We start from the raw sequence: 13815 nt of genomic DNA, 5'->3' as shown, positions 1-13815 counted from the left end.
CTCCCTTTCAGGCAGATCTACCTCAGGCCGCGCCTGGTGCAGGTCCGGCCACCATGGCATCCTCGGCATACGCCCTCCTCCCGCTGCGATCGCTCAGCCGCGATCCACCACCAGCCCATCCTGCAGCGCCAGCGCGCCGATGCCCGCCAGCGACCGCACCACTTCGTCGAGCATAGCACCGAGCGGCTGCTCCGACAGGAAGCGCGCGTGGATGCGCTGCATCAGCGGCGCCGCCTCCATCCAGGCCTGCAGCGCGTCCAGGCGCATGCTGCCCTGTTCCAGCAGCTTGAACTTGACCAGCACCTTGACCGCATGCGAGGCATTGCGGCGCGGATCGGCGCGCAGGTGGCCGAGCCGGCCGCGCGCCCGCGCCAGGGCCCCTTCCACATCGCTGAACAGGCGCCCGTGTCCCGGAATCACCAGCTTCGGCACCAGCCCGGCGATGCACTCCAGCACCGCGGCCTGCTCGGCGAAGCCGCTCTCGCCGTCCAGCTCGGGAAAGATCACGCCGAAGCCGTTTTCCCACAAGGCGTCGCCCGAAATCAGGATGCGCTCGTCCGGCGCGTACAGCATGACCGCATGCGGATCGTGCCCCGGCGCGGCTACCACGCGCCAGGCGATACCGCCCAGCATGAGTTCATCGCCATCGCGCAGCAGCTCGTCGAAGCCGAAGGGATCGCACTGCTGCCCGGTCTCGACGAAGCTGAGCGCCTCGGCATCCCAACGCCGCACCGCCTCCGCCTCGGCGGCAGGAATCGCGGTGCGCGGCTGCCAGCGCGCCTGCAGCGCGGCATTGCCGCCGCAGTGGTCGGAATGCAGATGGGTATTGATCAGGCGCCGCAGCGGCCGGCCGCCCAGCCCGGCCTCGACCAGCGCCAGTGTCTGCGCGCTGTGCGTGACATAGCCGGAATCGACCAGGGCGGTCTCGTCGCCGTCGACGAACAGGATATTGTTGGCCGACAGCCAGCCACGCTCGAACACGCGCAGCGTGGCAGGCAGGGCGAACGGTGCGGCAGGAGCAGAGGTGGGTGTGGGCATGGGGCTATTGTGGTGGCATCGTGCCGCTGCCGGCAAGCTGCTGCGCGCGCCCGGGCAGGCTGGCCCAGATGCGCCGCTTGTCGGCTTCGGCGGCGTTCGACCACGCCGCGATCTCGTCGATGGTGCGCAGGCAGCCCTCGCACCAGCCGCCGGCTGCATCCATGCGGCAGACATTGCGGCAGGGCGAAGGCACGGGCACCGCGCGCTGCGCGGCCTCGGCCTGGCGCTGCAGGTCGGCGAGTTGCACGGTGGTCCAGGGCACGGATTCTCCTGAGGGTAGGCGGCTGCGCGGCCGGCCGCGATGATGGCGGCGGCTGTCACAGGCGCGATCGCAGTTGCAGTTGCAGTTGCAGTTGCGAATGTGGTCTCCCCTCTCCCACAAGTGGGAGAGGGGAGCAAACCAGCGGCCTGGCGGAGGCCGATCCTAGCGCTGCGCGTCCTGCGCCACGTCGGCCACCTCGGCCCCCGTCATCGCCTGCAGCTGCGAGGGTGTCAGATTGAACACCGCATGCGGATGCCCTGCCGCCGCCCACAGGCTCTGGTAGCGGAACAGGTCGCGGTCGATCAGCATCAGCGGCTCGACCCGGTGGCCGATCGGGCAGACGCCGCCGATGGCATAGCCCGTCTTCTCGCGCACGAAACGCGCGTCGGCCTTGCCGAGCGCGCCCACGCGCGCCGCCACCTTGTCCTCGTCGACACGGTTGCTGCCGCTGGCGATGACCAGCACCGGCGCATCGTCGGCTAGGCGGCGGAAGAGGATGGACTTGGCGATTTCCGCCACGCTGCAACCCAGGCCGGCGGCGGCTTCCGCCGAGGTCTTGCCGGTGGCCGGCAGCATCACCACGGGCCGGTCGTGGCCGAGCCCGGCCAGCAGGCCGGCCACACGCTGCGCGGATTCCGGCAGCGCCTCCGGCGCCGCCGCTGCATTGCCTTCGCTCATGCCCGGGCGCTCCGGTGGCCCCATGCGCTCAGACACAGGTGGCCGGCGCCTCGGCGCTTCCCCACTTGGTCAGCAGGGCGCGGCCGACGCGCGAGTTGTTGGGTCGGCCGATGGCGCGCGAGATGAAGTCGCCCGCGCGTACCACCTGCTCCAGGTCGATGCCGGTGTGGATACCCATGCCCTGCAGCATGTACAGCACGTCTTCGGTGGCCACGTTGCCGGTGGCGCCCTTGGCATAGGGACAGCCGCCCAGGCCGGCCACCGAGGCGTGGAAGATGGCGATGCCGACATCGAGGCTGGCCAGGATATTGGACAGCGCCTGTCCGTACGTATCGTGGAAGTGCCCCGACAGCCGGTCGATGGGGAATTCGGCTGCCGCCGCGCGCATCACTTCCTGCACCCGCGCCGGCGTGCCCACACCGATGGTGTCGGCGATATCGATCTCGTCGCAGCCCAGTTCGCGCATGCGGCGCACCACGTCCACCACGGCCGACACCGGCACCTCGCCCTGGTAGGGACAGCCCAGCGCGCACGAGACGCTGGCGCGCAGGCGCAGGCCGCGTTCCTTGGCCGCGGCCGCGACCGGCGCGAAGCGCGCGATCGATTCGGCGATCGAGCAGTTGATATTCTTCTGCGAGAAGGCCTCGCTGGCCGCGCCGAAGATCACCACCTCGTCCGCACCGGCCTCCACCGCCGCCTCGAAGCCTTTCATATTGGGCGTCAGCGCCGAATACAGCGTGCCCGGACGGCGCTGGATGCGCGCCATCACGTCGGCGCTGTCGGCCATCTGCGGCACCCATTTCGGCGAGACGAAGGAGGCGGCCTCGATATTGACGAAGCCGGCCTCGGTCAGTCGGTCCACCAGCGCCACCTTGACCTCGGTGGGCACGATCTCCTTCTCGTTCTGCAGGCCGTCACGCGGCCCCACTTCGACAACCTTCACATAACCAGGCGTGTTCATGCTGTGTCTCCTCTGTTCCTCTGATGCGCTTCCATGCGCCGTGCGGGCGCGTGGCCGCCCTCCTCGATTCCGTCGCGTCAGTAGCCGCGCTGCAGGTCCACCACGCCGGCGACCGTCCGGCCCTCGGCCAGCGCGCGGATCTTGCCGGCGATCTGCGCGATGCTGTCCTCGCGCAGCGTGAGCGCCGAGATGTGCGGCGTGATGGTGATGCGGGGCTCGCCCCAGAAAGGATGCTCGGCCGGCAGCGGCTCGACGCGGAACACGTCGAGCGTGGCGCCGGCGAGCTGCCCCTGCTGGACGGCGGCGAGCAGGTCTTCCTCGACCACATGCTGCCCGCGCGCCACGTTGATGAAGTAAGCGCCCTTGGCCAACCGCGCCAGCAGCGCGGCGTCGACGACGTTCTCGGTCTCCGGCGTCAGCGGCAGCACGTTGACCAGCACGCGCAGGCCGTCGAGGAAGGCGGCGCGGCCGTCCTCGCCATGGAAGCCCTGTACGCCTTCCACGGTCTTGGCGCTGCGGCTCCAGCCGCGCACCGGGAAGCCGAAGCCGGCCAGCGTGCGCGCGATATGCGTGCCGAGCGTGCCGATGCCCATCACGCCGACGGGGAATTCCTCGCGCCGGTACGGCTTGAGGAACTTCCAGGCGCCGGCGCGCTGCTGGCCGGCGTAGTCGTCGAGGCGGCGGAAGTGGCGCAGCACCGCATGCGTCACGTACTCGGCCATCTGCGCGGCCATGCCGGCGTCGTCCAGGCGCACGATGGGCACGCCCGCGGGCAGCGCGGCGAGATCCTGGTCGCGCAGGCGCAGGATGCCGTCGACGCCGGCGCCCAGGTTGAACACGGCCTTCAGGTCGGTGCGCCCGCGCAGCATCTCCAGCGGCGGGCGCCACACCACGGCATAGTCCGCCTGCTCGCCCCGGCTGCCTTCCCAGGTCAGGCACTGCGCCTCGGGCAGGGCCTGGGCGAAGCCTTCGATCCACGGTGCATACCGGCCGTCCGGCACATACAACTGCAACTTCATCTGGGGCTCTCCAACGCGTGTCCGGGCAGCCAGGCGCGCCGCCCTGTCTTGTCTGTGTGGGCTATCCGGCACGGCGCGCGCTGCCGCGGGCCGCGCGCCGTACCGCCTGCTATTGTGGCAGACCCGCGCCGCAGACGCAGCCCTGGCGCGCCGGCGCGCGCCGCGGGCATGTATCAGGCACGTCCGGCGAAGGTCAGCAGCTGCGCCCCTTCGCTGACCTGGTCGCCGACCGCGTACAGCAGTTCGCCGACGGTACCGTCGACCGGCGCGCTGATGGTGTGCTCCATCTTCATCGCCTCCATCACCAGCAGCGGCGTGCCGCGCACGACGCTGGCGCCGGCCTCGACCAGCACGGCGATGACCTTGCCCGGCATCGGCGCGGTCAGCTTGCCGCCCTCCCCCTCGCCCTCGCCGGCATGGGCGAGCGGGTCCAGCAGGGTCAGGACGTCGTGGCGGCCATCATGGAAGAGGTGGAAGCGCTCCCCGTCGGCGTGCACCTGGCCGTGCACCCGGCGCGTGCCCAGGTCCACGCGGACGTCCGCGGCAGCACAGGCCGCCGCGAACGGCGCGGCCTGGTCGGCGAAGAACAGCGTGGCACGGCCGCCCTGCTCGACCAGCGCGACCTCCAGGATGGTCCCGTCGGCCTTGGCCAGGCGCAGTTCGCGCCGGGCCCGGCCATTGAGGCGCCAGGCCCCGGCACGCACCCAGGGCGAGTGGGGATCGGCCTCGTCGACGCGGCGCTCGGCCGCCTCGCGCGCCTGCAGCGCCGCCACCGCCAGCGCGATGGCCTCCATGCCCACCGGCGCCGCCGGCGGGAACAGCACTGCCCGGTTGCGTTCGATCAGCCCGGTGTCCAGGTCCGCCTGCGCGAAGGCCTCGCACGCCACCAGCCGCTGCAGGAAGGCCACGTTGGTCGACAGCCCCACCACCTGGTAGGCCGCCAGCGCCTGGCGCATGCGCGCCAGCGCCTCGTCGCGGTCGCGCCCCCACACGATCAGCTTGGCGATCATCGGGTCGTAGTAGGGGCTGATGGTGTCGCCCTCGCGCACACCCGCGTCGATGCGCACGCCGGCCGGGCCGTGCGGGTTGCCGTCGACCGCGCCGCCGCGCATGAACTGCACCGCCGCCGGCGTGCGCAGGTAGCGCAGCGTGCCGGTCGAGGGCAGGAACTGCTTGTCCGGGTTCTCGGCGTAGATGCGCGCCTCCAGCGCGTGGCCGTCGATGCGCAGGTGCTCCTGCGCCAGCGGCAGCGGCTCGCCCGCGGCCACGCGCAGCTGCCACTCGACCAGGTCCTGCCCGGTGATCATCTCGGTCACCGGGTGCTCGACCTGCAGCCGCGTGTTCATCTCCATGAAGTAGAAGCTACCGTCCTGGTTGGCGATGAACTCCACCGTGCCGGCGCCCACGTAGCCCACCGCGCGCGCCGCGGCCACCGCCGCCTCGCCCATGGCGCGCCGGCGTTCCTCGCTCATGCCCGGCGCCGGCGCCTCTTCCAGCACCTTCTGGTGGCGCCGCTGCACCGAGCAGTCGCGCTCGAACAGGTAGACACAGTGGCCCTGGCTGTCGGCGAAGACCTGGATCTCGATGTGGCGCGGGCGCGTCAGGTACTTCTCGACCAGCACGCGCTCGTCGCCGAAGCTGGCCAGCGCCTCGCGCTTGACCGAGGCCAGCGCGGCCTCGAAGGCCTCGGGCGCCTCGACCACGCGCATGCCCTTGCCGCCGCCGCCGGCGCTGGCCTTGAGCAGCACCGGGTAGCCGATGCGGTCGGCCTCGCGGCGCAGCAGCGCCGGGTCCTGGTCCTCGCCGTGGTAGCCGGGCACCAGCGGCACGGCGGCGGTCTCCATCAGCTGCTTGGCCGCGCTCTTGCTGCCCATGGCGCGGATGGCCGAGGCCGGCGGGCCGATGAAGACCAGGCCGGCGGCCGCGCAGGCCTCGGCGAAGCCCTCGTTCTCGGAGAGGAAGCCGTAGCCGGGGTGGATGGCCTGGGCGCCGGTGGCGCGCGCCACCTCGATGATGTGGTCGGCGCGCAGGTAGCTGTCGCGCGCGGCGGCGCCGCCGATGTGCACGGCCTCGTCGCAGAAGGCCACGTGGCGCGCGTCGGCGTCGGCGTCCGAGTACACCGCCACGGTGCGGATGCCCAGCCGGCGGCAGGTGGCCGCCACGCGGCAGGCGATTTCTCCTCGGTTGGCGATCAGGATCTTGCGGAACATGTTTCCTCCATCCTCCGGTCTCCCGGCGCCACCGCCAAGCTGCGGCGGACGCCGGCCAGGCCGCCCGCCGCCCGCCTCAGCGCATCATCCGGCCCAGCCTTCGGTGCGGATGTCCAGCCGAGCCAGCAGCGCGCGGTCGCGCTCGGCCTGCGGGTTGCCCGTGGTCAGCAGCCGGTCGCCGTAGAAGATGGAGTTGGCGCCGGCCATGAAGCACAGGGCCTGCAAGGCTTCGTCCATTGTCTCGCGTCCGGCCGAAAGACGCACCATCGATTTGGGCATGGTGATGCGCGCCACGGCGATGGTGCGCACGAACTCGAAAGGATCGATCCGGTCCGCGCCGGCCAGCGGCGTGCCGTCCACCGGCATCAGGTTGTTGATGGGCACCGACTCGGGATAGGGATCCAGGTTGGCCAGCTGGGCGATCAGGCCGGCGCGCGCCTCGCGCGTCTCGCCCATGCCGACGATGCCGCCGCTGCAGACATGGATGCCGGCGTCGCGCACGTGGCCGATGGTATCGAGCCGGTCCTGGTAGGTGCGGGTGCTGACGATCTTGCCGTAGTACTCGGGCGAGGTGTCCAGGTTGTGGTTGTAGTAGTCCAGCCCCGCCTCCTTGAGCTGCTGGGCCTGTCCGGGCTCGAGCATGCCCAGCGTGACGCAGGTCTCCAGGCCCATTGCCTTGACCTCGCGCACCATGTCCATCACCGGCTCCAGGTGGCGTTCCTTGGGGCTGCGCCAGGCCGCGCCCATGCAGAAGCGGGTGGCGCCGCTGGCCTTGGCCTCGCGCGCGGCCTGCAGCACCTCGTCCAGCGCCATCAGCTTGCTGGCCTTGAGGCCGGTGTCGTGGTGAGCGCTCTGCGAGCAGTAGCCGCAGTCCTCTTCGCAGCCGCCGGTCTTGATCGACAGCAGCGTGGAGAGCTGCACGGTATTGGCGTCGAAGTGCTCGCGGTGGACCTGCTGGGCACGGAACAGCAGGTCGTTGAAGGGCAGCGCGAACAGCGCGGCGATATCGGCCACGCTCCAGCGCGCATCGGCCGGCAGCTGGGCCTGGCGCTGGCGCGCGCTCTGGCGCAGCGCGTCGGCGGAAATGGTGGCGACGGTGGTGTTCTCGATCGGGTTCATCGGGGTCCTCTTCTTTCTCTTTCTCGTTCGGTTTTCGATCCAGGCGCGCGCGCCTGGGGCAATGTCTTGCTCAGGGCCGTGGCGCCGCGCCGGCCTGCACCCAGGCCGCCAGCAGCGGCGCCAGGTCGAGCCGGGCCGCGGCGTCGGCGGGTGCCACCTGCCAGGGCAGTTCGCCCAGGCAAGGCGCGCCCAGCGTGCGGTGCAGCGTGTCGATGTTCTGCTCGGCCAGCAGCATGTCCGGGTCGACCCGGTTGGCGATCCAGCCGGCCAGGGTCAGGCCGCGCGCGCGCACGGCGGCGGCGCTCAGCATGGCGTGGTTCAGGCAGCCCAGGCGCACGCCGACCACCAGCACCACGGGCAGGCCCAGCATGGCGGCGAGGTCGGCGGTGTCCCAGCCCGCGCTGGCGCCATCCGGGTCGCCGCCGTCCGGCAGGTGCAGCGGCACCTGGAAGCCGCCGACCCCTTCCACCACCACCGCTTCGGCCTGGCGGCGCAAGGCGGCGAAGGCGGTCCGGATGGGACCGGGCGCGATGCGCGCGCCTTCCGCGGCCGCGGCCAGGTGGGGCGAGCACGGCGTGCGCAGCAGGAAGGGGCAGGTCTCGTGCAGCTCGACCTCGACCGAGCCGGCGGCGCGCAACCGGGCCACGTCGTCGTTGTGCCAGGCGCCGTCGCGCCATTCGCTGCCGCTGGCGACCGGCTTCATGCCGGCGGCGCGGTAGCCGGCGGCGCGCAGCGCGTGCAGCAGGGTGGCGCTCGCGTGGGTCTTGCCGACGCCGGTGTCGGTGCCGGTCACGAAGCAGGCCAGCGAGGCCGGACGGAGCGCGGCGGGCAGGCTGGCGTTCATGCGGCCTCCCGTGCCGGTACCGCGCCGGCGGCGCGCGCATGGCGGCCGAGCGCCGCCAGCAGGGTAGCCACGTCCTGCGCGCTGTGCGCGGCCGACAAGGTGATGCGCAGGCGCGCGGTGCCGGCTGCCACGGTAGGCGGCCGGATCGCGCCGACGCGGATACCGTCGGCCTCCAGCGCGGCGGACAGCGCCAGCGCCTCGTCGTTGTCGCCGATGATCAGCGGCTGGATCGCCGTGTCGCTGGGCGGCAGCTGCCAGCCGGCGGCGGCTGCCAGCGGCGCCAGGCCGGCACGCAGCTCGGCGATGCGCTCGGCCAGCGCGGCGCGCCGGGCATCGCCCTCGGCGCCGGCGATCAGGTCCAGGCTGGCCAGCAGCGCGTGCGCCACGGCGGGCGGCGCGGCGGTGGTATAGATATAGGGACGCGCGGCATTGACCAGGTGCTCGATCACCAGCGGGTGCGCCGCCACGAAGGCGCCGGCCACGCCGGCCGCCTTGCCCAGGGTGCCGATGTAGACGAATCGCTCCGAGGCCAGGCCCAGGTGGGCGAGCACGCCGCGGCCCTGCGCGCCCAGCGCGCCGAAGCCGTGCGCGTCGTCGACGATGAGCCAGGCATCATGCCGTTCGGCCAGCGCCAGCAGGCCGGGCAGCGGGGCGATGTCGCCGTCCATGCTGAACACGCTGTCGGTGACGATCAGCTTGAGCGGACTGGTACACGCGCCCAGCAGTGCGTCGAGCGCCGCCAGGTCGCCATGCGGGTAGCGCTGCACAGCGGCGCGCGCCAGCCGGGTGCCGTCGATCAGCGAGGCATGGTTGAGGGCCTCGCTGAACAAGGTCGCCTCGGCGCTCCCGAGCGCCGTCAGCACGGCGAGATTGGCCATGTAGCCGGTGCAGAAGTAGAGCGCGCGCGCGGCGGGAATGTGCGGCGCCAGCCAGCGCGCCAGCTCCGCCTCGAGTTGCGCATGCGCCAGCGAGTGGCCGCTGACCAGGTGCGAGGCACCGCTGCCCGCGCCATAGCGGCGCACGCCGTCGATGAAGCCCTCGGCCACCGCGGCATGGTTGGCCAGCCCGAGGTAATCGTTGCTGCAGAAGGTAAGCAGGCGCCGGGCCGGGCCGGCCACCGATGCGTTCGAGGCATCGGCAGCATCGGCGGCAGCGGCGATGTCCTGCCAGGGGGCGCAGGCGCTGTGCGCGGTGCGGCGACGGCGCGTCAGGGCACTGGCCGCACGCGCCTGGGCGGCCTGTTTCAGGTGTTCAAGCAGCATCGAGACTCTCCTTCTGCTCGCGCCGGGCGGTGCCGGCGGCAGCGGGCGCCAGCACGGCGTCCAGCGTGGATTGCAGCCGCCCGGCCAGCCAACGGGCCTGCGCGGCATCGAAGACATAGGGTGGCAGCACGTAGAGCGTGCGGCCCAGGGGCCGGATCAGCAGCTCGCGCGCCAGGCCGGCCTGGTGGAAACGCGCGGCGAAATCGGCGCCGGCCAGTTCGGCGCGCACGTCGGCGGCCCAGATCAGGCCGCGCTGGCGCACGTGCGTAAGGCGCGCGTCGGCGGCCAGGCCTGCCATCGCTTCGGCCAGCCAGCGCGCGCGCTCGCGGTTGCGGACCAGCACGTCCTGCTGCGCGAACAGGTCGAGCGTGGCCAGCGCGGCGCGGCAGGCGAGCGGGTTGCCGGTATAGGAATGCGAATGCAGGAAGCTGCGCGCCACGTCGTCGGCGACGAAGGCCTGCTGGATGGCGTCACGCGACAGCACCAGCGAGAGCGGCAGGTAGCCGCCGCTGATGCCCTTGGACAGGCACAGGAAATCCGGCCACAGGTGCGCGGCCAGCGGCGCGGCGCCGGGCCCGGCATCGCCGCGCGCCTGCTCCCAGGCGAAGAAGGTGCCGGTGCGCCCGCAGCCCACCGCGATCTCGTCGGCGATCAGGTGCACGCGGTAGCGGTCGCACAGCGCGCGCGCGCCGTCCAGGTAGGAGGGGTCGTACATGGCCATGCCGGTGGCGCATTGCACCAGCGGCTCGATAATCAGCGCCGCGATCTGACCGCCGCGCTCACGCAGCAGCGCCTCCAGTTCGGCCAGCGCGCGCGCGGCCACGCCGGCGGCGCTCTCGCCCGGCGCGGCCTGGCGTGCATCGGGCGACATCACCACATGGGCCTGCGTCAGCAGCGGCGCATAGGCATCGCGGAAGACCGCCACGTCGGTCACGCCGAGCGCGCCAATGGTCTCGCCGTGGTAGCTGTGGCGCAGGCAGACGAACTCGCGCTTGGCCGGCAGCCCGGTATTGCGCCAGAAGTGAAAGCTCATCTTGAGCGCGATCTCCACCGCCGAAGCACCGTCCGAGGCGTAGAACGCGTTGCCGAGCGCGCCACCGGTCAATGCGCGCAGGCGCTCCGCCAGCTCCACCGCCGGCGCATGGGTGCAGCCGGCCAGCATGACGTGCTCGATGGTGTCGAGCTGCTCGCGCAGCGCGGCGTTGATGGCGGGATTCGCGTGACCGAACAGGTTGACCCACCAGGAACTCGTGGCATCGAAATAGCGCTGCCCCTGCGCATCGAACAGCCATGGGCCCTCGCCGCGCGCGATGGCCAGCGGCGGCTCGCCGGCCGCGGGCGCCGGGCGCAGGCGCGTGCAGGGATGCCAGACCGCCTGCAGGCTGCGCTGGCCCAGCGTCGGGCGCGGCGCCAGGCCGTCGCTGCCGGGGGCGGCGGCGGGAGATGGAATTGTCGGATGTGCCAAGGGGACCCTCCTTCGTTGAGCGCGCGCACAGCGGCCGGAACGGCGCCGCACGGCTTGCGGAGGGCCATGTTAGGAAGATCGGCAGGCGCTTGGCAAACCTTCGCCAAAAGCGGATTTGAACGCGTTTTATTCGGATTTACGCGAAGAAGATCGGCAGTTGATGCTTCGCCGACGCGACACGTCGCCTTCTGCGCACAACGTGCACGGCAGCTTTTTTCAGGGAAGCGGATCGAAAGGCAGCCCCAGCTCGCGGAAGAAGCGCGCCACCTCGGGCAGCCACACTGCCATGCCGGCGCGGCTGCCGAACAGCCGGTGCGCGTCGCCGTCGAAATTGCCGTAGTCGACCAGGCGCGCATCGGCGCCAGCGCCCTCCGCCTCGGCGCGATAGGCATGGAACATGCGCGCGGGCAGCGGCGCCGGCCAGAAGCTGTCGTTGTCGCCGTAGAACCAGAGCGAGGGATAGCGCGCCAGGCGGCCATAGCCGGCGAAGGCTTCGACCAGGTCGGCCTGCCAGCCCGGGCAGGCGTCGTCGCGCAGGCCACCGGAGAAATTGATGACGCCGCGCACGCCCGGGTAGCTCAAGGTACCGAAGGCCATCGTGGTGAGGCCGCCATGCGACTGCCCGATGACGACGATGCGGCTCATGTCCACGTAGGGCCGGGTACGCATGTAGTCGAGCGTGGCGATCACATCTTCGGCCTGCGCCAGGCCGTTGCGCGCCACGTTGCAGCCGCCGCCGATATACGGGCCGCCGGACTTGGCGAAGCCTTGCCGCATGGGCAGGATCACGACGTAGCCGCGCTTGACGAATTCCGCGCTCTGCGCCGCATAGCGCGCGCGCGCCTGGAAGGCCGGCCGGCCGTGCGTCTTGCCGTGGTTGATCACCACCAGCGGGAACGGGCCGTCGCCCGCCGGCTTGAAGATGGTGGCCTCCAGTTCGATGATGAAGGGGCCGGCCGGCTTGGGCACCTTGACCACGTCCTCCTCGATGCGCGGCGGCTGTGCACGCGCAACGCCGCCCGCCGCCGCCCAGCCCAGGACCGCGCAGGCAAAGAGTGCAAGACAGGTGCGGCGCCGCCTCGTCATGGAATCGCCAGCTTCCGGCACATGGTCAGGCGCGGCGCAGGCCCGCGGGCGCTGCCATCAGCCCTCCCCCAGCATGTCGCCGTCGACATAGAGCCAGCGCGGCGCTTCGCCGGGCGCGCGCGCGGCGCGCACGAAGCGGCTGCGTTCATGCAGGCGCCAGGCGCGTCCGCCGACCTTGTAGCGGGCGACGAACTCCACTTCGGCGTGGTCGGCGTCCGCCTGGGCGTGCGACTTGACCGCCAGGCCGAGCCAGCGCGTGGCCGGATCGGCGGCGAGATCGGCCGGACAGGTGGAGGGATGCCAGGTCTGCCGCAGCCACTCGACCTCGCCGAGCACGTAGGCACTGTAGCGCGAGCGCATCAGCGTCTGCGCATCGCCGGGCAAGGCCTCCCCGCGATGGAAACGCCCGCAGCAGCTGGCGTAGTCCGCACCGCCGCAGGGACAGGGCTGCGGCGCCGCGGCCGGGCGCGCGTGCTTGCCCGCCATCGCCGCGCTCACAGCACCAGCGCGGGCAGCTCGCGCATGTCGGCGAAGATCGCGCTGGCGCCGGCATCGCGCAACTGCACAGCGTCATTGCGCGCCGCGTAGCCGAACACGGTCATGCCCGCCGCGACACCGGCGGTGGCACCGGCCGGGCTGTCCTCGACCACGGCACAGCGCGCCGGCACCACGCCCATGGTCTCGGCCGCCAGCAGGTAGACGTCGGGCGCGGGCTTGCTGCGCTTGACCTCGGTGGCGGAGAAGACATGCTCGCGCGCATCCTGCTGGAACAGTTCGAGCAGGCCGGTGCGGCCGAGCTGCAGCTTGACCTTGACGCGGTCGGCACCCGACGCCACGCACACCGGCATGCCGGTGGCGGCAATGGCCGCGACCGCGTCGCGCACGTGCTCGATGGCCTCGACCTCGGCCTCCAGCACGGCGTTGCGCCGCGCCAGCCAGGTCGACAGCCAGTTGTCCGGCAGCGGCGCGCCGCGCAGGCGTGCAATGGTGTCCAGTTCCTCGCGCACAGCGCGGCCCAGGAACATCCGCGTGGATTCCTCCAGCGAGATGCCGATGCCCAGTTCATTGAGCATCTGGTTCAGCACGCGGTTGACGATGGGCTCGCTGTCGACGAGCACGCCGTCGCAATCGAAGATCACGCAATCGAACTTGCGCGCGTGCCGGGGAGTTACTGCATTCATGCCGGTTTCTTTTCCTTGCTGGTATCGGGCGGCGCCACCGCGCGCAGCGCGGTCGGGCGGCCGCTCTTGAGATGGGCCTCGATCTGGTCGAAGCGGTCGAAGCCCCAGAAGGGCTCGCCGTCGATGATGACGAAGGGCGAGCCGAACACGCCCTTGGCCATCGCCACCTCGATCTCGGCCTTGAGCTGTTCCTTGATCTGCGGGCTGCTGGCGCCGGCATCCATGGCGCGGCCATCGATGCCGAGCGCATCGGCAAGCTTGACCAGCTCGGCCGGCTCGGCGATGTTCACGTCCTCGACGAAGAACGCATGATAGACCGCCTTGGCGAAGGCTGCGGCCAGATCTTCGCCATGGTGATTCTGCAGCCACAGCACGGCCCGCGCGGCCTGCGTGGTCGGCAGCGGAAAGTGCGTCGGACGGTGGTACTCGATGCCGTGGAAGCGCGCGGTGCGCTCGAAGTCGCGCCAGGCGTAGTCGCCCTTGAGCGGCAGCTGCGGCAGCGGCGCGCTGCCCGTGGTCTTGAACACCACACCCAGCAGGATGGGGTGCCAGGAAACGATGCGGCCGTACTTCTGTGCCAGCTCGTCGATGCGCGTGCTGGCGAAGTAGCCGTAGGGGGAGGAGAAGTCGAAGTAGAAGTCGATGGCAGCTGTCATGTCAGGGGCTCCGCATGCGGGGGCTTGTGAAAAC

14 protein-coding genes are annotated in these 13815 nt (G+C 71.5%); all 14 read right to left on the bottom strand.

Annotated elements, in window-relative coordinates; translation table 11 throughout:
- Positions 1 to 93 precede the first annotated feature (93 nt).
- The 14 genes from BKK81_RS03305 to BKK81_RS03240 all read right to left on the bottom strand — a co-directional run bounded on the left by BKK81_RS03305 (position 94) and on the right by BKK81_RS03240 (position 13781).
- Positions 94 to 1038 carry an MBL fold metallo-hydrolase gene (locus BKK81_RS03305; RefSeq protein ID WP_071010746.1) on the bottom strand — a complete coding sequence of 315 codons (945 nt, stop codon included), beginning with the start codon at positions 1036 to 1038 and terminating at the stop codon, positions 94 to 96.
- Positions 1039 to 1042: 4 nt separating this feature from the next.
- Positions 1043 to 1300 (bottom strand): DUF1289 domain-containing protein, encoded by a 258-nt coding sequence (locus BKK81_RS35105; protein ID WP_071010745.1) that lies wholly within the window; start codon positions 1298 to 1300, stop codon positions 1043 to 1045.
- Between the two features lie 162 nt (positions 1301 to 1462).
- Positions 1463 to 1978, bottom strand: a complete 516-nt coding sequence (locus BKK81_RS03295; RefSeq protein WP_071010744.1) for a YbaK/EbsC family protein — start codon at positions 1976 to 1978, stop codon at positions 1463 to 1465.
- A gap of 28 nt (positions 1979 to 2006) precedes the next feature.
- On the bottom strand, positions 2007 to 2939 hold the full coding sequence (locus BKK81_RS03290) for a hydroxymethylglutaryl-CoA lyase (protein ID WP_071010743.1): 933 nt from the start codon (positions 2937 to 2939) through the stop codon (positions 2007 to 2009).
- A gap of 77 nt (positions 2940 to 3016) precedes the next feature.
- On the bottom strand, positions 3017 to 3958 hold the full coding sequence (locus BKK81_RS03285) for a 2-hydroxyacid dehydrogenase (protein WP_071010742.1): 942 nt from the start codon (positions 3956 to 3958) through the stop codon (positions 3017 to 3019).
- A gap of 173 nt (positions 3959 to 4131) precedes the next feature.
- Positions 4132 to 6168 carry an acetyl/propionyl/methylcrotonyl-CoA carboxylase subunit alpha gene (locus BKK81_RS03280; protein ID WP_071010741.1) on the bottom strand — a complete coding sequence of 679 codons (2037 nt, stop codon included), beginning with the start codon at positions 6166 to 6168 and terminating at the stop codon, positions 4132 to 4134.
- Positions 6169 to 6252: 84 nt separating this feature from the next.
- Complete coding sequence (gene bioB, locus BKK81_RS03275; protein ID WP_071010740.1) at positions 6253 to 7287, bottom strand: biotin synthase BioB; 1035 nt, start codon at positions 7285 to 7287, stop codon at positions 6253 to 6255.
- 70 nt (positions 7288 to 7357) lie between these two features.
- Positions 7358 to 8131 carry a dethiobiotin synthase gene (gene bioD / locus BKK81_RS03270; protein ID WP_071010739.1) on the bottom strand — a complete coding sequence of 258 codons (774 nt, stop codon included), beginning with the start codon at positions 8129 to 8131 and terminating at the stop codon, positions 7358 to 7360.
- A complete protein-coding gene (gene bioF / locus BKK81_RS03265) occupies positions 8128 to 9393 on the bottom strand; it encodes an 8-amino-7-oxononanoate synthase (RefSeq protein ID WP_071010738.1) in 1266 nt (421 codons plus the stop codon). Before bioF ends, bioD begins: the two co-directional genes overlap by 4 nt.
- Positions 9383 to 10858, bottom strand: coding sequence for an adenosylmethionine--8-amino-7-oxononanoate transaminase (gene bioA / locus BKK81_RS03260; protein WP_083383916.1), 1476 nt, complete (start codon positions 10856 to 10858; stop codon positions 9383 to 9385). The genes bioF and bioA overlap by 11 nt, the downstream gene beginning before the upstream one ends.
- Before the next feature lie 216 nt (positions 10859 to 11074).
- Positions 11075 to 11944 carry a dienelactone hydrolase family protein gene (locus BKK81_RS03255; RefSeq protein ID WP_083383915.1) on the bottom strand — a complete coding sequence of 290 codons (870 nt, stop codon included), beginning with the start codon at positions 11942 to 11944 and terminating at the stop codon, positions 11075 to 11077.
- A 57-nt stretch (positions 11945 to 12001) separates the two neighbouring features.
- A complete protein-coding gene (locus BKK81_RS03250) occupies positions 12002 to 12430 on the bottom strand; it encodes a YchJ family metal-binding protein (protein WP_071010737.1) in 429 nt (142 codons plus the stop codon).
- An 8-nt stretch (positions 12431 to 12438) separates the two neighbouring features.
- The gene (locus BKK81_RS03245) at positions 12439 to 13125 is read right to left on the bottom strand and encodes an HAD family hydrolase (RefSeq protein WP_071010736.1); all 687 of its coding nucleotides are present in this window, start codon (positions 13123 to 13125) and stop codon (positions 12439 to 12441) included.
- Entirely contained in the window at positions 13122 to 13781 is a 660-nt protein-coding gene (locus tag BKK81_RS03240) for a 2-hydroxychromene-2-carboxylate isomerase (RefSeq protein ID WP_071010735.1), read from the bottom strand. The genes BKK81_RS03245 and BKK81_RS03240 overlap by 4 nt, the downstream gene beginning before the upstream one ends.
- Positions 13782 to 13815 lie beyond the last annotated feature (34 nt).

Origin of the sequence: Cupriavidus sp. USMAHM13 (assembly GCF_001854285.1) — a bacterium.
GTDB classification, from domain to species: domain Bacteria; phylum Pseudomonadota; class Gammaproteobacteria; order Burkholderiales; family Burkholderiaceae; genus Cupriavidus; species Cupriavidus malaysiensis.
Note: the sequence above shows the minus strand (reverse complement) of the source record. Positions and strands in the feature narration are given on the sequence as shown.